This window comes from Azospirillum sp., from assembly GCF_050789165.1.
Window position 1 is genome coordinate 12543 of sequence record NZ_JBOZRT010000005.1, and the last position, 19924, is coordinate 32466.

21 protein-coding genes are annotated in these 19924 nt (G+C 69.4%); 11 read left to right on the forward strand and 10 right to left on the reverse strand.

From position 1 onward, the window contains the following. Window positions 1-90: 90 nt before the first annotated feature. Window positions 91-1590 (forward strand): L,D-transpeptidase family protein, encoded by a 1500-nt coding sequence (locus ACRWK7_RS00160; RefSeq protein WP_431854135.1) that lies wholly within the window; start codon window positions 91-93, stop codon window positions 1588-1590. Here ACRWK7_RS00160 and ACRWK7_RS00165 read toward each other — a convergent pair. Continuing rightward, window positions 1587-2171: a DUF938 domain-containing protein gene (locus tag ACRWK7_RS00165; RefSeq protein WP_431854136.1), complete on the reverse strand. Its 585-nt coding sequence runs from the start codon at window positions 2169-2171 to the stop codon at window positions 1587-1589. The two genes, ACRWK7_RS00160 and ACRWK7_RS00165, sit on opposite strands and share 4 nt — an antisense overlap. Beyond that, window positions 2168-3586 carry a M20/M25/M40 family metallo-hydrolase gene (locus ACRWK7_RS00170; protein WP_431854137.1) on the reverse strand — a complete coding sequence of 473 codons (1419 nt, stop codon included), beginning with the start codon at window positions 3584-3586 and terminating at the stop codon, window positions 2168-2170. The genes ACRWK7_RS00165 and ACRWK7_RS00170 overlap by 4 nt, the downstream gene beginning before the upstream one ends. A 96-nt stretch (window positions 3587-3682) precedes the next feature. Between ACRWK7_RS00170 and ACRWK7_RS00175 the strand changes: the two genes are divergently transcribed. Beyond that, a complete protein-coding gene (locus ACRWK7_RS00175) occupies window positions 3683-4417 on the forward strand; it encodes an SDR family NAD(P)-dependent oxidoreductase (RefSeq protein ID WP_431854138.1) in 735 nt (244 codons plus the stop codon). A gap of 153 nt (window positions 4418-4570) precedes the next feature. Here ACRWK7_RS00175 and ACRWK7_RS00180 read toward each other — a convergent pair whose 3' ends face one another. The 3 genes from ACRWK7_RS00180 to ACRWK7_RS00190 form a co-directional block, all read right to left on the reverse strand. Then, window positions 4571-4708: a hypothetical protein gene (locus ACRWK7_RS00180; protein ID WP_431854139.1), complete on the reverse strand. Its 138-nt coding sequence runs from the start codon at window positions 4706-4708 to the stop codon at window positions 4571-4573. A 124-nt stretch (window positions 4709-4832) separates the two neighbouring features. Then, window positions 4833-5228 carry a PRC-barrel domain-containing protein gene (locus tag ACRWK7_RS00185; protein WP_431854140.1) on the reverse strand — a complete coding sequence of 132 codons (396 nt, stop codon included), beginning with the start codon at window positions 5226-5228 and terminating at the stop codon, window positions 4833-4835. Window positions 5229-5306: 78 nt separating this feature from the next. After that, window positions 5307-5675: a hypothetical protein gene (locus ACRWK7_RS00190; RefSeq protein WP_431854141.1), complete on the reverse strand. Its 369-nt coding sequence runs from the start codon at window positions 5673-5675 to the stop codon at window positions 5307-5309. A 573-nt stretch (window positions 5676-6248) separates the two neighbouring features. On the opposite strand from ACRWK7_RS00190, the gene ACRWK7_RS00195 reads away from it, so the two are divergent. The 6 genes from ACRWK7_RS00195 (at window position 6249) to ACRWK7_RS00220 (ending at window position 13326) form a co-directional block, all read left to right on the forward strand. Then, the gene (locus tag ACRWK7_RS00195) at window positions 6249-7070 is read left to right on the forward strand and encodes an ABC transporter ATP-binding protein (protein WP_431854142.1); all 822 of its coding nucleotides are present in this window, start codon (window positions 6249-6251) and stop codon (window positions 7068-7070) included. Next, window positions 7070-9013, forward strand: coding sequence for a long-chain fatty acid--CoA ligase (locus ACRWK7_RS00200; protein WP_431854144.1), 1944 nt, complete (start codon window positions 7070-7072; stop codon window positions 9011-9013). The genes ACRWK7_RS00195 and ACRWK7_RS00200 overlap by 1 nt, the downstream gene beginning before the upstream one ends. A gap of 23 nt (window positions 9014-9036) precedes the next feature. After that, window positions 9037-9924 carry a branched-chain amino acid ABC transporter permease gene (locus tag ACRWK7_RS00205; RefSeq protein ID WP_431854145.1) on the forward strand — a complete coding sequence of 296 codons (888 nt, stop codon included), beginning with the start codon at window positions 9037-9039 and terminating at the stop codon, window positions 9922-9924. 15 nt (window positions 9925-9939) lie between these two features. Beyond that, entirely contained in the window at window positions 9940-11013 is a 1074-nt protein-coding gene (locus ACRWK7_RS00210) for a branched-chain amino acid ABC transporter permease (RefSeq protein ID WP_431854146.1), read from the forward strand. A gap of 56 nt (window positions 11014-11069) precedes the next feature. Next, window positions 11070-12347, forward strand: coding sequence for an ABC transporter substrate-binding protein (locus tag ACRWK7_RS00215; RefSeq protein ID WP_431854182.1), 1278 nt, complete (start codon window positions 11070-11072; stop codon window positions 12345-12347). Window positions 12348-12480: 133 nt separating this feature from the next. Beyond that, window positions 12481-13326, forward strand: coding sequence for an ABC transporter ATP-binding protein (locus ACRWK7_RS00220; protein WP_431854147.1), 846 nt, complete (start codon window positions 12481-12483; stop codon window positions 13324-13326). 132 nt (window positions 13327-13458) lie between these two features. Here ACRWK7_RS00220 and ACRWK7_RS00225 read toward each other — a convergent pair whose 3' ends face one another. The 4 genes from ACRWK7_RS00225 to ACRWK7_RS00240 all read right to left on the reverse strand — a co-directional run bounded on the left by ACRWK7_RS00225 (window position 13459) and on the right by ACRWK7_RS00240 (window position 18037). Continuing rightward, a complete protein-coding gene (locus ACRWK7_RS00225) occupies window positions 13459-14514 on the reverse strand; it encodes an acyltransferase family protein (RefSeq protein WP_431854148.1) in 1056 nt (351 codons plus the stop codon). A 451-nt stretch (window positions 14515-14965) separates the two neighbouring features. Next, complete coding sequence (locus ACRWK7_RS00230) at window positions 14966-15472, reverse strand: hypothetical protein (RefSeq protein WP_431854149.1); 507 nt, start codon at window positions 15470-15472, stop codon at window positions 14966-14968. Between the two features lie 79 nt (window positions 15473-15551). After that, window positions 15552-17393 (reverse strand): ABC transporter substrate binding protein, encoded by a 1842-nt coding sequence (locus ACRWK7_RS00235; RefSeq protein WP_431854150.1) that lies wholly within the window; start codon window positions 17391-17393, stop codon window positions 15552-15554. Window positions 17394-17581: 188 nt separating this feature from the next. Then, window positions 17582-18037: a hypothetical protein gene (locus ACRWK7_RS00240; RefSeq protein ID WP_431854151.1), complete on the reverse strand. Its 456-nt coding sequence runs from the start codon at window positions 18035-18037 to the stop codon at window positions 17582-17584. 143 nt (window positions 18038-18180) lie between these two features. Between ACRWK7_RS00240 and ACRWK7_RS00245 the strand changes: the two genes are divergently transcribed. After that, window positions 18181-18549, forward strand: coding sequence for a hypothetical protein (locus ACRWK7_RS00245; RefSeq protein ID WP_431854152.1), 369 nt, complete (start codon window positions 18181-18183; stop codon window positions 18547-18549). A 3-nt stretch (window positions 18550-18552) separates the two neighbouring features. On the opposite strand, the gene ACRWK7_RS00250 is transcribed toward ACRWK7_RS00245, so the two are convergent. Beyond that, on the reverse strand, window positions 18553-18894 hold the full coding sequence (locus ACRWK7_RS00250; protein ID WP_431854153.1) for a hypothetical protein: 342 nt from the start codon (window positions 18892-18894) through the stop codon (window positions 18553-18555). Window positions 18895-18977: 83 nt separating this feature from the next. Here ACRWK7_RS00250 and ACRWK7_RS00255 point away from each other — a divergent pair, with 83 nt between their 5' ends. Both ACRWK7_RS00255 and ACRWK7_RS00260 read left to right on the forward strand, forming a co-directional pair. Then, window positions 18978-19484: a DUF3305 domain-containing protein gene (locus tag ACRWK7_RS00255; protein ID WP_431854154.1), complete on the forward strand. Its 507-nt coding sequence runs from the start codon at window positions 18978-18980 to the stop codon at window positions 19482-19484. Further along, the gene (locus tag ACRWK7_RS00260) at window positions 19477-19914 is read left to right on the forward strand and encodes a DUF3306 domain-containing protein (protein WP_431854155.1); all 438 of its coding nucleotides are present in this window, start codon (window positions 19477-19479) and stop codon (window positions 19912-19914) included. The genes ACRWK7_RS00255 and ACRWK7_RS00260 overlap by 8 nt, the downstream gene beginning before the upstream one ends. The last annotated feature ends 10 nt before the right edge of the window (window positions 19915-19924 follow it).

Below are 19924 nucleotides of genomic sequence, written 5' to 3' on the forward strand. Positions count from 1 at the left end.
CGCCACACCCGCGTTCAAGGCAGACCTGCCCCGCGACAAACCGTCGCCGCGTTAGCTGCATTTTTAGATGTGTCGTGGGATGCTCCGGCCATGCTGAACGCTCTTCGCTCCTGCGCACGCTCCGTCCGGCGGCTGGGACTGACGACCGGCCTCGTCGCCGGCCTCCTGGCGCCCGTTTCCTCCGCGCTCGCTGCCCCGGCGCAGAACCACGGCCCTTCCGCCCGCGACCTCGTGGGATCGTGGCTGGCCCGCCTGGAGCAGCGCGCGACCGAGCTGGAGACCGCGCCCAAGGTCAAGGCCACCCGCGTCGGCTACGGCATGGTGCTGAAGAAGGGCGACGGCGGCATGGTGGACGTGCTGGTGCCCGGCCCGGTGCAGCCGGAGGGCGGCTACACGCCGTCCGGCCCCGGCGAGCTTCAGGTCGACGGCACCTTCGCGCCGCCCGCCGGCCCGGCGCCGCAGCCGCTGATGCTGCAGCAGCGCGCCAAGAGCGCCGACCGCGTCGGCCGCGTCGCCACGCGCCTGATCGAGCTGGGCTTCCTGACCGCCGACCAGTGGACCGAGAGCTTCGACGACACCCTGGAGGCCGGGGTGCGCGCCTTCCAGCTGTCGGAAGGCCTGATGCCCGACGGCAAGGTCGGCGAGGTGACGCGCCAAGCGCTCGACCGCACGCCGAAGGAGGCCGCCTCGCTGATGCGCGGCGCCGCGGCGGCGATGAAGACGTTCCAGTCCAACGTTCCCGACACCGTGCTGCTGGTCAACCTGCCGAGCCAGACGGTGACCTACGTCGAGCGCGGCAAGCTGCAGTTCACCATGCGCGCCGTGGTCGGCCGGCCGAGCCGGCAGACGCCGCTGCTGCAGGACCGCGTCACCAGCGTGACCATCAACCCGACCTGGACGGTGCCGCCCACCGTGCTGACCGAGGACAAGCTGCCGATTCTGCGCAAAAAGGGCACGCCCGGCATCAAGGACGCCATCGTCTACCTGGACGGCGCCGAGGTGGCGCCGGAGACGGTGAACTGGTGGTCGGTCGATCCGGGCCGCATCCGCATCGTGCAGCGTCCGGGCGACGACAACGCGCTGGGCCGCTTCCGCTTCAACCTGACCAACGGCGAAGGCATCTTCCTGCACGGCACCAACGACCCGAGGCTGTTCGACCGCGACCTGCGGGCCGCCAGCTCGGGCTGCGTGCGCCTCGCCGACGCGCGCATGGTGGCGGAGACGCTGCTGCGCCCCGCCAAGCTGGACTCCGCCGCCATCCAGAAGCAGCTGGACAGCGGCCAGACCAAGACGGTCGGCCTGCCGTCGGCGGTGCCGGTGCGCTTCGTCTACTGGACGGCGACGGTGGAGCCGGAAGGCACCGTGCGCGTGCACCCGGGCATCTACGACGAGGTGTCAGCCAGCGCGTCGACGCCCGCCCCGGCGTCGATCGCGCCCGCCAACTCCAGCACGGTGAAGCGCCTGGAGAGCACGGTGAAGCGCCTGGAGCCGAAGCCGGCGGCCCGCAGCCTGCCGGCGCCCGTCCCGGTGCCGGCGCCGGCTCCCGCCCCCACCCCGGCGCAGCTGGTGCGCGCGGTGGTGGACCGCTAAGCCCGGCGGAACACCACCGTCAGGTTGTTCGCCGGCATCTCCACGACCTCGTCCAGCACGAAGCCCGCGGCGGCCTCCGCCACCGCCTCCAGGTCGCGCACGCCCCACTCCGGGTTGCGGGCGCGCAGGTCGGCGTCGAAGGCGGCGTTGCTCGGCGCCGTGTGCGCCCCGCCGCGGCGGTAGGGGCCGTAGAGCACCAGGGGCGCTTCCGGCGCCAGGACCTCCGCCGCGCCCGCCAGCAGCCCCAGGCACGCCGCCCAGGGGGCGATGTGGATCATGTTGATGCACAGCACCGCGTCCGCCCGCTCCGCCGGCCAGGGCCGGCGCGCGGCGTCGAGGGCGAGCGGCGGACGGACGTTGGGCAGGCCCTCCGTCCACGCCGCGATGCTGGCGCGGTGCGCCGGGTCGGGGTCGGTCGGCTGCCAGACGAGGTCCGGCAGCGCCGCGGCGAAATACGCCGCGTGCTGGCCGGTGCCGCCGGCGACCTCCAGCACCGTGCCCCGCGCCGGCAGCACCCGCCGCAGCACCGCCAGGATCGGGTCGCGGTTGCGGGCGGTCGCCGGGGCGTCGAGCCGGCTCATCGCCGCAGCTCGGCGAAGCGCGCGAGCATCGCCACGTGCGCGAGGATGCCGTTTTTCAGGCACTTCAGCTCGAACTTCTCGTTGGGGGAGTGGATGCGGTCGTCCTCCAGCCCGAAGCCGACGAAGATCGAATCGAAGCCCAGTGCGTCCTTGATGTAGCCGGCCACCGGGATCGAGCCGCCGCTGCCGATCAGCACCGGACGGTTGGTGTAGACGTCACCCAGCCCGGCCATGGCGGCGCGCAGGTAGGGCGAGTCGGTCGGCACCTGCAGCCCCGGCGACTGGCCGAAGCTCTGGATCTCCCAGCGGGCGTCGGGCGGCGTGCGCTCGTCGAGGAAGGCGCGCAGGCCGGCCAGCACCGCGTCCGGGTCCTGCCCCGGCACGAGGCGGCACGACAGCTTGGCGCTGGCCTTGGCGGCGATCACCGTCTTGGCGCCGGCCCCGGTGTAGCCGCCCCAGATGCCGTTGACGTCGCAGGTCGGCCGCGCCCACAGCCGCTCCAGCGCCGAGCGTCCGGCCTCGCCCGCCGGGGTCTTCAGGCCGACGCCGGCCAGGAAGTCCGCCTCGCTGAAGCCCAGCTCGCGCCACATCGCCAGCTCCTCGGCCGAGGGCTCGCGCACGCCGTCGTAGAAGCCGGGGAAGCGCACCCGCCCCTGCTCGTCGTGGATCTGACCGAGGACGCGGGTCAGCGCGTTGATCGGGTTCAGCACCGCGCCGCCGTACAGGCCGGAGTGCAGGTCATGGCTCGGCCCGTGCAGCGTCACCTCGACGTACAGCAGGCCGCGCAGCCGGGTGGTGATGGCCGGGGTGTCGATGGTCCAGGAGTTGGTGTCGGTGATGACGCAGACGTCCGCCTTCAGCTCGTCCACGTTGGCGCGCAGGAAGGGCATCAGGCTCGGGCTGCCGGTCTCCTCCTCGCCCTCCAGCAGCACGGTGACGCGGATCGGCAGCGTGCCGTGCACGGCGTGCCAGGCGCGGAACGCTTCAAGGAAGGTCATCACCTGCCCCTTGTCGTCCACGGCGCCGCGGGCGACGACGCGCGGGCCGTGCGGCCCCTCGACGATGGTCGGCTCGAACGGCGGGCTGTCCCACAGCTCCAGCGGCTCCGGCGGCTGCACGTCGTAGTGGCCGTAATAGAGGATGTGCGGCACGTCCCCTCCGCCTGGGCCACCGGGGCCGGGGTGGTGCGCGACCACCATGGGATGCCCGGCGGTCGGCCGGACCGAGGCGTCGAAGCCCAGCGCCGCCAGCTCGGCCACCAGCCAGTCGGCGGCGCGGCGCACCTCGGGGGCGTGGTCGGGCTTGGTGCTGACGCTGGGGATGCGCAGCAGGTCGCACAGGCGCCCGACGGAGGCGTCGAAGCCGGCTTCGGCGCGGCCGAGAACGGGGGCAAGGACGGGGGCGGCTGGAAGCATGGCGGTCGCTCTTGTCTCGTGGCGGGTGAGCACACAATCTAGCGGACCGGGAGCCGCCGTCGAGCCGCTTCCGCCATCCTCAACGTGGAGTCAGTGATGCCGAACCTGCAGGGAAAGGTCGCCCTCGTCACCGGAGCCTCGCGGGGCATCGGCCTCTCGGCCGCCCAGGCGCTGGCCGCGGCCGGCGCCACCGTCGTCGGCCTCGCCCGCGGCGTGCCGGACACCGGCCTGGGCGAGCCGCACCGCATGCACGCCTGCGACGTGTCGGACTGGGGCGCGGTCGAGGCCGTCGTGCGCGCGGCCGTGGAGCGGTTCGGCGGCATCGACGTGGTGGTCAACAACGCGGGCGTGGTCGATCCCATCGGCCGGCTCGGCGACACCGACCCGGCGGCGTGGCACCGCAACATCGCCATCAACCTGGGCGGCTCGTACAACGTGGTGCGGGCGGCGCTGCCCAGCCTGCTGGCGCGGCGCGGCACGGTGGTCAACATCAGCTCCGGCGCGGCGCACCGGCCGGTCGAGGGCTGGTCGGCCTACTGTGCCGGCAAGGCCGGGCTGGCGATGCTGACCGGCATGCTGGCCCTGGAGTACGGCGGCGAGGGACTGCGCGTCTTCGGCTTCCAGCCGGGCGTGGTCGACACCGAGATGCAGGTGCAGATCCGCGCCTCCGGCATCAACGAGGTCAGCAAGCTGAAGCGCGAGGACCTCGCCAGGCCCGAGGACCCGGCGCGCGCCATCGTCTACCTGTGCACGCCGGACGCCGACGACCTGTCCGGGCAGGAGCTGACCATCCGCGACCCGGCGCTGCGGACGCGCGTCGGGCTGGGATAAGGGGCGGAATGGAACAGTGTGGAACACCGTGGAACAGTGTGCAGGGGGTGTTCAGTTCACACCCTCGCCCGCCGCGGACGCACGACGCCCCTTGAGGACCATAATCCTAGCAAATCCCGGCCCGCCCGGCAACCGTTTTGACGCTCCGCCTGCTCACCCGGCCGTCGGCGGCCGCGGCTCGCCGGGGACCGGCGGCGCGTCGGGCGGGACGTCGGGGCCGGTCGGGTCGGGCAACGGCATCGGCGCCGGAATCGGGCTGTCGGGTTCCTGCGGCGGCGGATAGGGGCTCATAACATACCTCATCATCTGGCCCCCTCCCCATCCCTCCCCCTCTTCGAGGTGGAGGGGGCTGCCGGCGAAGCGGCGGAGTTCCCTCCACCTCGAAGAGGGGGAGGGATGGGGAGGGGGCAACACGCTACTTCCGATCCAGCGACACCGCCGCGCCATCGGTCGGCGGCAGGGCGGCGACGGCGGCGTCGGTCAGGCCGTCGAGGCGCAGGACCTCGCTGTCGGGGTTGTAGCGCACGCGGTCGATGGGAATGGCGACGTCCTTGTGGGTGTAGGGCAGCGCCACCACCAGCGAGGCCGGCGTGCCGCACGGGTCGAGCACCACGTCGCGCACCGCACCGACCAGATGGCCCTCGGCGCTGACGACCGGGCGCTCGATCAGGTCGTCGAGGTCGGACAGTTCCACCCCGCCGATCACCGCCAGCGAGTTCGGGTCGGGGCAGGACGCGGCGTGCGCCGGTGGGGTCGCCAGCATGACGGCCAGCGCCAGCAGCAGCGCGCGCGCGAGATCGGAAAAGGGCATGACGGTTCCCCCTGCCGTTGCGGACATCCATACGTCTACAACAGCGGTCGCCGCCCTCCCTCCCGCGGGGCTTGTGGGTTAAGCGTGGTGGTGGTGGCGTTCCGCGGCACGGGCTTCGGCCAGGGCCTCGCGGTAGCGGCGCAGGCGCCCGTAGGTCGGCCAGACGCGGCCGAACAGCGGGTCGCACCAGATCAGCAGCACCATCGCCCCCAGCCCGACGAAGCCGCCGAGCAGCGCCCCGTAGAAGAACCCGACCACCGCGCCCAGCCATTGCGGCAGCGTGTGCGCGGCGCCGTCGAACGCGCGCTCCACCGCCAGCCCGAGCGTCGCCGCCACCATCAGGATCACCCCGGCCCGCCCCGGCGAATACCAGAGGCGCAGGTCGCCGGCCTCCAGCCCGTAGTCCTCGGGGACCGGCCGCGCCGCCTCCGTCGCTTCCTCGACCATGGTCCGTGTTGTCCATCCGTTTCGCGGCCGGCACTCTAGCGCGCGCATCCGGGCACGGGAACGGTCGACGCAAGGCACCGTCCGGTGATTTCGGTTGCGGATCGTTACAGTTGAAACCTATGATGAAACAAACTGCGGACCCTCCGCACAGCGGGCGTTCCGCACAGAAGTGCCGCCAGCGGCCGCCCCTCCACGGGGCCGGCGCCAAGGCAGCCGACCAGGGAGGACCGCGCATGATTCTGACCATCCCCACGCCCCGAATCCCGCTCCGCGCCTGCGTTTGCGCGGGCCGCGCACCGGTGCGCATGCGCACAATCCGCTGCGACGATTGATCACAACACCACACTGTACGGTACCGTACGGATCGTGTATCGTCGCCGCCAACAAGCAAACGAAGCGCCTTCCCGACCACCGCCCAGCGGCCGGTCGGGCCACAGCAAACAAGGCCAGGCGCCGTTCGGGGAGAAACACGTTGCTCAGTTCCGCAGCCCTCAGTCCCGTTGCGACCGGTGCGCCGCAGCCGCGCCGCTTGCCCTGCCTCCGCCTCCCGGCCACCGCGAATCGGAGGCCCGCATGAACGCCGGCACCGCCCCCACCACCGCCATGTTCGAAGCGCGCGACGTGTCGCTGCAGTTCGGCGGCGTGCGCGCGCTGACCGACGTGAGCTTCCGCATCGAGAAGGGCGAGCTGTTCTCGATCATCGGCCCGAACGGCGCCGGCAAGACCTCGATGGTCAACTGCATCTCCGGCCGCTACCGCCCGACCAGCGGGCGCGTCTATTTCAATGGCCGCGACATCACCGACATGACGCCGAACCACCGGGCGTCGCTGGGCATCGGCCGCACCTTCCAGAATCTGGCGCTGTTCGGGCACATGACGGTGCTCGACAACATCATGGTCGGCCGCCACCACCTGCTGAAGAACAACTTCCTCACCGGGTCGCTGTACTGGCTGACGGGTGCCCGCAAGGAGGAGCTGGCGCACCGCCGCGAGGTCGAGGAGATCATCGACTTCCTGGAGATCCAGCACGTCCGCAAGGCGACCGCCGGCACGCTGTCCTACGGCCTGCGCAAGCGGGTCGAGCTGGCGCGCGCCGTGGCTCTCAAGCCCGACCTCATCCTGCTGGACGAGCCGATGGCCGGCATGAACCTCGAGGAGAAGGAGGACATGGCCCGCTACATCGTCGACCTCAACGAGGAGTGGGGGATGACGGTGGTCATGATCGAGCACGACATGGGCGTGGTCATGGACATCTCGCACCGCGTGATGGTGCTGGAGTTCGGCAAGAAGATCGCCGAGGGCTCGCCCGAGGCGGTGCTCGCCGACCCGCGCGTCAAGCAGGCCTACCTCGGCGAGGAGGACGAAGAAGAAGCCGCAACCGAGGAGGTCGCGTGATGACCAGCCATCCGCTTCCCGATCTCAGCCTGCACGACACGCTGCCCAAGCTGCTCGCCCTGCACGCCCGCGACCATGGCGGCGAGGTGGCGATGCGCGAGAAGGACTTCGGCATCTGGCACCCGATCACCTGGGCGCAGATGCACGACCGCGTGCGCGCCTTCGCGCTGGGCCTGCGCCAGCTCGGCGTCGGCCGGGGCGACGTGGTCGGGCTGATCGGCGACAACCGGCCGGACTGGGTGATGGGCGAGATCGCCGCCCACGCCGCGCAGGCCATGAGCCTGGGCATCTACCGCGACGCGCTGGACGAGGAGGTCGCCTACCTCATCACCTACGCCGACGTGAAGGTGGTGTTCGCGGAGGACGAGGAGCAGGTCGACAAGCTGCTGAACCTCGGCGAGCGCATCCACACCGTCAAGCACATCGTCTATTCCGACCCGCGCGGCATGCGCAAGTACCAGGACCCGCGCCTGATGCCCGCCACCGACCTGGTGGCCATGGGCAACGACCTGCTGAATCGCGAGCCGGGCCTGTACGACCGGCTGGTCGCCGAGGGCACGGGCGAGGACGTGGCGGTGCTGTGCACGACGTCGGGCACGACCTCCAACCCGAAGCTGGCGATGCTGCCGGCCGGGCGGCTGATCCGGCACTGCGCCAGCTATCTGTCGGCCGACCCCAAGGGGCCGGAGGACGAGTACGTCTCGGTGCTGCCGCTGTCGTGGATCATGGAGCAGATCTACGCGGTGGGCATGGCGATGGTCTCGCGCATGCGCGTGAACTTCGTCGAGGAAGCCGAGACGATGATGCACGACTTCCGCGAGATCGGGCCGAGCTTCGTGCTGTTCGCGCCGCGCCTGTGGGAGCAGATCGCCGCCGACGTGCGCGCCAAGGTGATGGACGCCTCGCCCTTCAAGCAGAAGATGTTCGACTACGGCATGAAGCTGGGCCTGGAGGCGCTGGAGCAGGGCAAGCGGTCCTGGCTGGCCGACCAGATCCTGTTCAAGGCGCTGCGCGACCGCCTCGGCTTCACCAACCTGACCTCGGCGGCCACCGGCGGCGCCGCGCTGGGGCCGGACACCTTCAAGTTCTTCCAGGCGCTGGGCGTGCCGCTGCGGCAGATCTACGGCCAGACCGAGACCATGGGCGCCTACACCGTGCACCGCGGCACCGACGTGGACTTCGACACGGTGGGCGTGCCGTTCGACAGCGGCATCGAGGTGAAGGTCATCGACCCCGACCACAACGGCGTGGGCGAGATCGTCACCCGGCACCCGAACATGTTCGCCGGCTACTACCGCGCCGAGGCGGCGACCAACGCCGATCTGCGCGACGGGTGGATGCACACCGGCGACGCCGGCTTCTTCGACAAGAAGGGGCATCTGGTCATCATCGACCGCATCAAGGACATCGCCACCACCGCCCGCGGCGACCGCTTCAGCCCGCAGTACCTGGAGAACAAGCTGAAGTTCTCGCCGTACGTGGCGGAGGCCGTCATCCTCGGCGACAAGCGCGACTACCTCGCGGCGATGATCTGCATCCGCTTCTCCATCCTGTCGAAGTGGGCGGAGAAGAACCGCATCTCGTTCACCACCTATTCCGACCTGTCATCGAAGCCGGAAGTGTACGAAATGGTGCGCGCCGAGGTGGAGAAGGTCAACGCCGGCCTGCCGGAGGCGCAGCGGATCTCCAAGTTCCTGCTGCTCTACAAGGAGCTGGACGCCGACGACGGCGAGCTGACGCGCACCCGCAAGGTGCGGCGCAACGTCATCAACGACAAGTACGGCACCATCATCGACGCCATCTACGCCGACCAGAAGGCCATCGACGTCGACACCACCATCACGTTCCAGGACGGCACCAAGCAGCGCATCCGCACCGTGCTGAAGGTGATCGACCTGGGCGTGCCGGCGCCGAGCCGCAAGCCGGCGCCCGTGGCGGCCTGAGCGGACGGGGAGGAAAAACAACAATGCAGCTTCTGCTCCAACTGCTCATCAACGGCCTGATCGTCGGCGCGCTGTACGGCGTCGTCGCCATGTCGTTCGTGCTGATCTACAAGGCCAGCCGCATCGTGAACTTCGCGCAGGGCGAGTTCCTGCTGATCGGCGCCTGGACCTGCTGGTACCTGCTGACCTCGTGGCAGCTGCCGTTCTGGATCGGCTTCCCGATCACGCTGGTCTTCATGCTGGTGTTCGGCGTGATCCTGCAGGTCGTCGTGCTGCGGCCGATGATCGGCGAGCCGATCATCTCGGTCATCATGGTGACCATCGGCCTGTCGATCGTCTTCCAGGCGCTGATGAAGTGGATGTTCGGCGTGTTCGCCAAGCCGTTCCCGCCGATCTTCGCCAGCCCGACCATGAACGTCCTCGGGCTGGAGGTGCAGACCGTCTACGTGGTCAGCCTGGTGATCTCGCTGCTGATCATGGCCGGCTTCGGCTGGTTCTTCAAATACTCGCGCATGGGCCTCGCCATGCGGGCAACCGCCTGGGACCAGCAGGTCGCGCAGTCGCTGGGCATCTCGGTCCGCCAGATGTTCGCCATGAGCTGGGCGATCTCCGCCATGGTCTCGGCGGTGGCGGGCGTCACCGTCGGCGTCGTCAACGGCGTGTCGTCCGCGCTGTCCTTCTTCGGCATCAAGGTGTTCCCGGCGGTCATCCTCGGCGGGCTGGACAGCGTCATCGGCGCGGTGCTCGGCGGCCTCATCGTCGGCCTGCTGGAGAACCTCGCCCACTACGTGGACAGCCAGTGGCTGAACTGGGGCAACATGTACGAGATCGCGCCCTTCTACGTCCTGATCGCGATCCTCATGATCAAGCCCTACGGCCTGTTCGGCACCAAAGACATCGAGCGCGTGTAAGGAGCGGCCGAGATCATGGCGACCACCACCCTCATCCCGTCCGGCGACTTCAAGACCTCGTACGGGTCCGACACCACCATCTTCCCGACCGTCACCAGCCGCAACTTCGCCATCCTCGGCGTGCTGCTGCTGCTGGCCGCCCCGGCCGTGCTCGACCGCTTCTGGCTGAACCAGCTGATCCAGATCGGCTACCTGGGCATCGCGGCGCTGGGGCTGAACATCCTGGTGGGCTTCACCGGGCAGATCTCCATCGGCCACTCGGCGTTCTTCGGCTTCGGCGCCTTCGCGTCCGCCTGGCTCAACAACCGCTGGGGCATCCCGGTGTGGGCGTGCATCCCGCTGGCGGCGCTGATGACCACCGCGGTCGGCATGGTGTTCGGCGTGCCGGCGGCCCGCCTGAAGGGCCTGTACCTCGCCATCGCCACGCTGGCGGCGCAGTACATCCTGCAGGACTTCTTCGCCCGCGCCGACTGGTTCACCGGCGGCGTGGCCGGCACCATCGCCATGCCGCTGGAGCTGTTCGGCTTCGCCTTCGACACCGACCACAGCTACTTCTACGTGGTGCTGGTCTACATGGTGGTGATGTACATCCTGGCCACCAACCTGATGCGCTCGCGCGACGGGCGGGCCCTGGTGGCGGTGCGCGACCACTACCTGTCGGCCGAGATCATGGGCATCAACCTGACCAAGTACCGCACCATGGCCTTCGGCCTGTCGGCCTTCTACGCCGGCATGGGCGGCGCCTTGTACGCCCACTACCTGCAGTTCGTGTCGGTGGAGGGGTTCACCATCCTCTTCTCGATCCAGTTCCTCGGCATGATCATCATCGGCGGCCTGGGCTCGATCATGGGCTCGCTGATGGGCACCGCCTTCATGGTGCTGCTGCCGGAGCTGATGCAGTACCTGACCACCGCGCTGTCCGGCACCGCCATCGACCAGGCGCTCAACCTGCGCGAGGCCGTCGCCTTCCTGCGCGAGATGGCGATCGGCATCGTCATCATCCTCTTCCTGGTGTTCGAGCCCGACGGGCTGGCCCACCGCTGGAAGCAGATCAAGGCCTACTGGAAGCTCTATCCTTTCTCGCACTAGGCCGTTCTCTACACCGACCAATCGACGCAAAGCATAACAGGGGGAAAGCGCACATGATGAAGACGACTCTTCTCGCCACCGTGGCCCTGCTGGCCGTGTCCGGCACGGCCATGGCGCAGCAGAAGATCCCGGTCGGCCATCTCGCCGACCAGTCCGGCGCCACGTCGGACGTCGGCGTTCCGTTCGGCCAGGGCGTGGCGGACGCGCTGGCCTACATCAACAAGAACGGCGGCATCGGCGGCACGCCGATGGCGGTCGAGACGGTGGACTACGGCTACCAGGCGCCGCGCGCCATCAGCCAGTACAAGAGCTGGTCGGCCGGCGCCGGCAAGGTGGCCGCCATCCAGGGCTGGGGCACCGCCGACACCGAGGCGCTGACCGGCTTCGTCACCAAGGACGAGATCCCCTACTTCTCCGGCTCCTACTCGGGCCACCTGACCGACCCGTCGGGCAAGGGCACGCACGGCTCCAAGCCGTCGCCGTACAACTTCTTCTACGGCCCGTCCTACTCCGACGCGCTGCGCGCCATGCTGCTGTGGGCGGCGGACGACTGGAAGGCCAAGGGCGGCTCGGGCAAGCCGAAGTACGTCCACATGGGCGCCAACCACCCCTACCCGAACGCACCCAAGGCGGCCGGCGAGGAGCTGGCGAAGGAGCTGGGCTTCGACGTCCTGCCGGCGGTGCAGTTCGCGCTGACGCCGGGCGACTACACCGCGCAGTGTCTGACGCTGAAGCAGAGCGGCGCCAACTACGCCTACCTCGGCAACACCGCGGGCTCGAACATCTCGGTGCTGAAGGCCTGCCAGACGGTGGGCGCGCAGGTGCAGTTCCTCGGCAACGTCTGGGGCATGGACGAGAACGCCGCCAAGGCCGCCGGCTCGGCCGCCAACGGCGTGGTGTTCCCGGTCCGCACCGCGTCCATCTGGGGCGGCGACACGCCGGGCATGAAGACGGTCAAGGAGATCTCCAAGATCTCCGATCCGTCGGGCAACGTCTACCGGCCCGTGCACTACGTCTCCGGCATCTGCTCGGCCTTCTACATGAAGGAGGCGATGGACTGGGCGGCGAAGAACGGCGGCGTGACCGGCCCGAACATCCGCAAGGGCATGTACCAGAAGAAGGACTGGGTGCCGGCCGGCCTCGACAGCGTCTGCGTGCCGTCCACCTGGACCGACGCCGACCACCGCGGCACGACGCAGGTCAACCTGTACCGCGCCAACGTGAAGGGCGACACCGGCGCCTCGGTGGAGGAGCTGGTCAAGTCCGGCGCGGTCAAGCTGGAGAAGATCGCCACCGTGGACGTCCCGCGCAAGCTCGAGTGGCTGGGCTGGTAAGTCCATAAAGCCCCTCTCCCCTTGCGGGAGAGGGGTTTGGGGAGAGGGGATAGCTACTTGCCACCCTCTCCCCAACCCCTCTCCCGTCGAAGGGAGAGGGGCTAGCAAGACCTCTTCCCGATCCAGGTGCCGCATGACCATCGCCCAGGCCGAACTCCCCGCGGCGGCTGCCGCTCCGGCGCCGGCCAAGCCGCTGCTGCTCTCCGTCAACAACATCGAGGTCGTCTACAACGACGTCATCCTGGTGCTCCGGGGCTTGAGCCTGGAGGTCCCGCAGGGTGAGATCGTGGCGCTGCTGGGCGCCAACGGCGCCGGCAAATCGACCACGCTGAAGGCCATCTCCGGCCTCCTCAAGACCGAGGACGGCGAGGTGACGCGCGGCGACATCGTCTTCGACGGCGAGCGCATCAACGGCATCGACCCCGACCAGATCGTCCGCCGCGGCATCTTCCAGGTGATGGAGGGCCGCCGCATCATCGGCGACATGACCTGCCAGGAGAACCTGCGCCTGGGCGCCTTCACGCGCCGCGACGGGCAGGTGCGCCAGGACCTGGACATGGTCTACGACTATTTCCCGCGCCTGAAGGAGCGCACGGGCCTCGCCGGCTACCTGTCGGGCGGCGAGCAGCAGATGCTGGCCATCGGCCGCGCGCTGATGGCCCGGCCGAAGCTGATCCTGATGGACGAGCCGTCCATGGGCCTGTCGCCGCTGATGGTGAAGGAGGTCTTCTCGATCATCCGGCGCATCAACAAGGACCTCGGCGTCACCATCCTGCTGGTCGAGCAGAACGCCCGCATGGCGCTGCAGGCGGCGGCCAGCGGCTACATCATGGAGAACGGCAAGGTGGTGCTCGACGGCACCGCCGACGAGCTGAAGAACAACGAGGACGTCAAGGAGTTCTACCTCGGCGGCGGCAACGAGGAGCGCAAGAGCTTCAAGAACCTCAAGAGCTTCAAGCGCCGCAAGCGCTGGATCTGATACCGCAGGGCCAAAGCACTGGCACATCGCTCTCTTCATCGTCATGGCCGGGACAGGCCCGGCCATGACGGTAAGGAGGTGTGTCAGTGATTCCGCTCGGCGGTATCAGGCACAATGCTCGATCAATCGGGATCATAACCGAAGCGGACCGGACAACCGGCTGGAAACTCGCACGATGCCTAATGGTAGCAGCAGACCGACCACGAGGTAAGCGGGCCACATGACCTCCGGGCGGAAAAGGCTGTAGGCATGCAGCCCATCGAGTTTTATCCGTCCAAGAGCCAAGACGCAGACGTTGATGAGCGCAAACCCTAGCAGGTGGTGCGTCATAATCGCTTTGCTCTCCCGCCCCAACACTCGCAGTGGGGCAAAATTCTGCAAAGAACGCGCAAGCACCAGCGCCAGGTGTATGCCTGCAAACGTGACCACACACACAGCCAGGATATTCGGGTCGAGCGCCAGCCAAGCAATGTTCAAGGGTTTTGGCTGGATCGCCGAAAGCACCCATACGATCGCCAGAAGCGAGACCATGGCCGTTACGGGCCTGGTTGCCAGCGCCTGAGCTTTTGCAGAGCTGAAGAACGCCGCGCCCAAAAGGCAGTAACCCGCCCCCAAGAGAGATTGGCCAACCAGCACACGGCGCCATGCCCCCAAGGCCAGCCCGTCCACTGTTCCAAGCTGCCATCCAGCCACCAGAGCCAGGACGCCCAGCGGGGTCAACAAATATCTAGGCACCACCCTCATGACCGGGGCACAGATCACCACCACAGCGGCGTACGCCAGAAGAAACCAGCATGGCGCTAAGAAGCCGATGGCATGACTATTAAAGGTGATGATGTATACGGACATAACGCTAAGCCAGGGTTCATTTGCAAAGACAAAATTTGCCTCAGGCATTAGCGGATCCAGCGCCCACAAAACCACGCCGTAAATGACAGTCCAAACCCATAAGTACAACAGGATATCCACGATCACATGGCGGATGGTCTTCAAAAACGAATGCTGAGATAAAAAACCGACCCCTGAAAGGAAAAAGAACAGAGGTATATGCCAGAAATACATATTTGGGATGCTATAGAATACGCCAATATGTCCGAGAACTACAGCAACGATACCAATTCCCCGCGCAGTTAAGATATCGTCTTTGCTGAACAGAGACGGAACCGCGCGCTCACCCGAAGCGCTCATTTTTTTGCTCTTACTGTTACATCTTGCACCCAAGCTACTTCCATTGAAGTTATTTGTCATCAGTTTGTTGGATGTGGGTGTAGTGTTGATGCGAAGACCGTGATCCGCGCTCGGATACCGCAGCTGTTCGCGGCATGTTCAAGACAATTTTAAGCGATTTGCTTCCGTCTTCATGCTGCAGATCGTGCAAGCGCGGACCTTCGATCCGCAATTCCGGCAAGGTTATGAGCTGACCTTTGTGATCCGGGGGTAGGCGCACGGGGAACGGACGCGGCCTGGCTCAGCGGTGAGGACACGCGATGCCACCCAGCTCAGACTGAACGGGTGGAACGTCTTGCCGAAGGGATCGGCCATCCAGTGGCAGAGGTCGGCGCGCGTCCGCGCGCCGGTCCCGTCGCGTGTGGGATCCGGGTCTTTGGGGATCACCGCCGCCCGCGGGGCGCCCGTTCCTTCACGCGAACAGGGCGTCGATCGCCGACTGGTCCATCAGGCCGGCGTCCGGCTCCGCCTCCAGCGCCTCGGCGGAGAACACCGCGCCAGTGAGGCCGCAGATCTGCAGGATCGCCTCGGTGTTGACCAGCACGTTGGCGAACAGGTCGGTGCCGCTCTCCCAGCGGCCGACCTGGACGGTCAGCGTCATCGCCGCCTCGGTCGCCGTCATCAGCATCCGGCGCAGGTTCGGCACCCGCTCCAGCCGGCGGCGCGGCGCGTCGGGCAGGGTGCCCTGGCGCTGCACGGCGCGGGCCAGCGCCATCAGGTCGACGACCACCTCGTCGTCGAACAGCAGCGACAGGATCGGCTTCATGTAGAAGGTCTGCGCGTCCAGCCCGCCGGCCCCGGCGATCGGGAAGGTGGAGCCAATGCGCTGCGTGCCGCCATTGAACACCTCGGGATAGACCAGCGCCAGTCCCTCGTAGAACGCGACGAAGCGTTGCCGGTAGGTTTCGGCGTTGGGCATGGCCATCGGAATCATCGCGTCCTGTCGCTGTGCATCGTTCTCCCGTACACAGACGAGCACGCGCAGCCTTACTTGGGCGTTAACGGGAATCGCCGGGCGGGTGATCGACCAGACGCGCGAAGGTGAGGATCTGGATCGACGGGAAGGCGCCCAGCCGCTGCGCCACCGGCAGGTTGACGAAAAAGCTGAAGCGCTGCGGCACCATGATCGCCATGTCGCCCGGCCGCGCCCGTCCGTGCAGGATGGCCAGCGCCATCTCCGCCGTCTGCCGGCCCAACTCGGCCAGGGGCGGCATGACGCCGGCCATGCAGCCGGCGTCGATGAAGGTCTCCAGCGCGCAGAAGGTCGGCAACCGCAGCCGCTCGGCGGTCCGGAACAGCGGGCGGAGGTGCGGGGCGAGGCCGGCGTTGGGAATCACGTAGAGCATGTCCGGCCGGCGCGCCGCCACCCCCTCCAGCAGCCGCGCCAGCCCCTCCGGCGTCGCGGCGGTCCGGTCGGTGCGGAAGGGCACGAAGTCCAGCGTGGTGCGCAGCCCCCTGGCGGCGATCTTCAGGTCCTCGACCCGCCACAGGTTGCTCGGCTCCACCCCGTCGTACAGCACGGCGACCCGGACGCTGGCGCGGTAGGCGAGCAGGCTGCGCAGCAGCGTCGCCTCGTCCAGCACGTGGATGGTGCCGGTGACGTTGCGGCGCGACCGCAGCGGCTCCCCCGACCCGGCCGGAGCGGCGACGAGGCCGGCGCCCACCGGGTCGGAGACGAAGCTGAACACCACCGGCACGTCGGTCAGATAGCGCGCCGGATCCGGCGTGGCGCCGCGCCCGACCAGCGCCGTCACCATGGTGGTGTTCTGCGTGTAGACGAGGTCGGGCCTGAGCGCGCGGATCTCCTCGATCATCGCCGGCATGCGGCGGATGTCGCCGCCCAGCGAGCGGGCGAGGAACTCGACCGGCCGCCCGTCCTCCAGCAGGCGGCGGCGGAAGGCGCGGAAGCTGTCGTAATCGTCGGACTCGAAGGCCAGCGTCACCACCCGCCACGGGCGCTCCTCGGCCCGCGCCGGCACGACCGCCAGCAGCAGCAGCAGCGGCGCCAGCCAGCCCCCGCGCCGGATCCGCCGCCCCACGGCGCCGAGGGCCAGGCCGAAGCCCGCCACCAGGATCAGGCCATCGCTGGCCACCGGCGGCCCGCCCTGCGCCGCCACCACCAGCAGGCTGTTGGCCGCCGCCACCGCCAGCGCCGCGCCGGGCAGGCCGAAGCGCAGCGCCGCCCAGGCCACCGGCGGCAGCGACGCGGCGACCGCCGCTTCCGTCGGCAGCGCCCACAGCTCGGTCGCCACCAGCACGGCGACGCACGCGGCGAGGACGCCGCTGGCGTGCATCAGCCTCTCGGACAACGGCGCGTCGGGCGGCCGCAGCCGCCCGGCGAGCACCAGCAGGGCCGGCGTGAAGCTCAGCACGGCGGCCAGTTCCTCGACGAAGTAGACGGCGAACAGGCCGGTGCTGACCCCGACCGACGGCACTTCGGCCGCCGCCGCCAGAGTGCCGGACAACGCCGAGGCGGCCGGCGCCAGCACCATGGCGGCGAGCAGCCACAGCGCGCCGCGCATCCCCTCGACCCGCCCGGCGGTGCCGGCCCGCCACACCACCGCGACCAGCGCGGCGCCGGCCGGCAGGGCGAGGTGGCGCAGCACGACGACCGCGGTGGGCGCGACCAGCGACCAGTGCGCCCACAGCGCGCCGACCAGCAGCTCCACCGCGATCAGCAGCGGCAGGGCCGGCAGCGGCGCCACCAGGAACGCCGCCAGCCGCAGCGCCGCCGGGACGAACCACGGCCAGGAGCCGCCGACCATCACGCCCCACTGCCCCAGCTCGTACAGCGCCAGCCACGCGGCCCCATAGCCGCCGGCCAGCAGCAGGCCCGCCAAGACGCACCGCAGCAAAATTTCAGGGGAAGGCAAGGCGCGTAAAAACATGCCGGCAACACAACTGCAAAATAGCCGCACCACACCACTATTCTAAACGGTGCGTGGCCCGAGACAACATGGACTTCGGATAATCGTGACTGCGGATCACAAGCGAAGCGTGCGCGAACGATTATCGGTACGACGTGAATTCAGGGACGGCGCAGCCAAGCCTCCAGGGTGTCGGCTTGGGCAGGGGGGCTGGGCCTGGAGGCCATCCTGGACGCCGCCCTGGGCGCGGGCTTGGCCCCGCCCAGCATGGCGCCCGGCGCGAAGGTGCCGTCCGGCTCGACCCGCGCGCGGTAGCGGGTGCCCGTGGGCGACAGGAACTCGCCCTCGCCGGTGGGCCGGCCGCGCGCGAAGCGGCCGACGTAGCGCCGGCCGTCCGGCAGGGTCAGCGTGCCGAAGCCCTCCGGCACGCCGTCGCGCCACGTGCCGCGGTAGTGCCGGCCGTCGGGCCACACCTGCACGCCGTCGCCGTCGGGACGACCGTGGCGCAGGGATCCGTCGTAGGCGCGTCCGTCGGGCCATTCCAGCCGCTCCCCGGAGTAGGCGGCGGTGGCGACGAACAGGAGGGCGAGCAACAGGGCGGTGCGGGCCGCGACCACGGGGCGTCTCCGTCGGGTGAAGCGGAGCGCGCAGCCTGCGCCCGGGCCGGCCTGCGCCGCTGTGAGCCGCGCCACACCCGGAAGTATGATGGCGGGCCGGCCGTTTCGCGCCTACAGTCCGCCCCACCGCCGCGGAGACCGCCATGACCCGTACCCTTGCCGCCCTGACCGCCGCCCTTGTCCTTGGCGCCTTGCCGGCCGCCGCCGCGCCGCCGGCGGGCCACCCGACGCCGCAGGACGCCGGCCAGATCCTCGGCGTGCCGGCGCAGACGCCGGGCGAGCCGATGCCCTACAAGGGCACGGTGGTCGAGACCTTCGACGCCAACGCCTACACCTACATCCTTCTGAAGGACGGCAACGCGCAGCGCTGGCTGGCGGCGCCGCGCACGGCGGTGAAGCCGGGGCAGACCGTGCACCACGGCCAGGGCGCGGAGATGCAGAACTTCCACTCCAAGGTGCTGAACCGCACCTTCGAGCGCATCCTGTTCGTGGGAGCCGTGCGCGCCGAATAGGCGCTATTTCGTTTCCTGGCTGGTGAGGTCCGACGGGTTCTGCGAGCGCGTCGGCTCCTGCGGGTCGTCGGGCTCGCTGGCCAGCGGGTTCGGGCGCGGCACCGGCGTGCCCTGGAGATCCGGCGGCGCCCGGCGCACCGCGGCCAGCGCGGCGGCCAGCTCGGCCGCCTGGGTGTCGCCCCTGGTCTCGTGGGTGGGCGAGCGGATGCCCTGGGGGTTGGGCTGCGGCTCCTGGCTTTCGCGGACGGCGGGGTCCTTGGCCAGAGTGTCCTTCTGGCCATCTTGGGCGGCGGCAACGGACGCCAGGAGCAGACAGGCCGCGCTGAAGGGCAGGATGGCGCGCATGGACGGACTCCCTCGGGAAAGACCAACACACGCCTGAACAACAGGCGGAGGGAGCAAGTTTCCCGCGCCGCTGTTTCCCCAGCATGGACAGCATCGAACAGCGGACCGTCGGCGTGGTGGTGGAGCGGCGGCGCACCGGCAATCCCTGGCAGCCGGAGCGCTGGAGCGCCGTCGCCCTGCTGCCCGGCCGGCCGGACGTGGCGCCGTGGACGGTGCTGGAGTCCGGCGAGGGCTGGGCGCGCTGCTACGCCGGGGCGGCGGACGTCGCGCTGTTCGCCAGCGACACCGACAACTACCGGCACAACCTCGACGGCCCGCGGCCGGCGGCCTTCGTCATCCTGCGCCGCGACGGCGGGGAGCCGGGGTTGCGGCTGCTCGGCGTCACCGTCGACCCCGGCGAGATCGACGCGCATTCGGACGCCGGCGACGACCTGATCGAGGCGCTGCCGCTGCCGCCCGACCTCGCCGCCTGGATGCGCGCCTTCGTCGAGCGGCACCACGTCGACCGCCCCTTCCACAAGCGCACGCGCGACCGCGCCGACCCCGAGGCGCTGGCCCGCCGCCCCCGTCTGGAGCGCGAACATGGCTGACGAGGAAGGCTTCCTGTCCCGCTGGTCGCGCCTGAAGCGCGAGGGCGAAGACGCGCCGCCCGAGCCCGCCGCGCCCGAACCGCCGTTGCCCGAACCCGTCGCCGGGGAGCCGGAGCGCGAGCCGCCGTCCCCCCTGCCGCCCATCGACAGCCTGGGGGCGGACAGCGACTACACCCGCTTCCTCGCCCCCGACGTGCCGGTGGAGCTGGCGCGGCTGGCGCTGCGCAGGGCCTGGGTCAGCGACCCGGCGATCGCCAACTTCCGCGGCTTCGCCGAGTACGACTGGGACTGCAACGCACCCGGCTACGGCGCGCTGCGGGCGACCGACACGGTCGCCGACCTGCTGAACGCCGTCTTCGGCGATATGCCGGAAGAGGAGGTCGCGGCCGGCGACCCACCCGAAAAGGACAGCGAAACATCAGAGACTTAGCGCTGTTGAC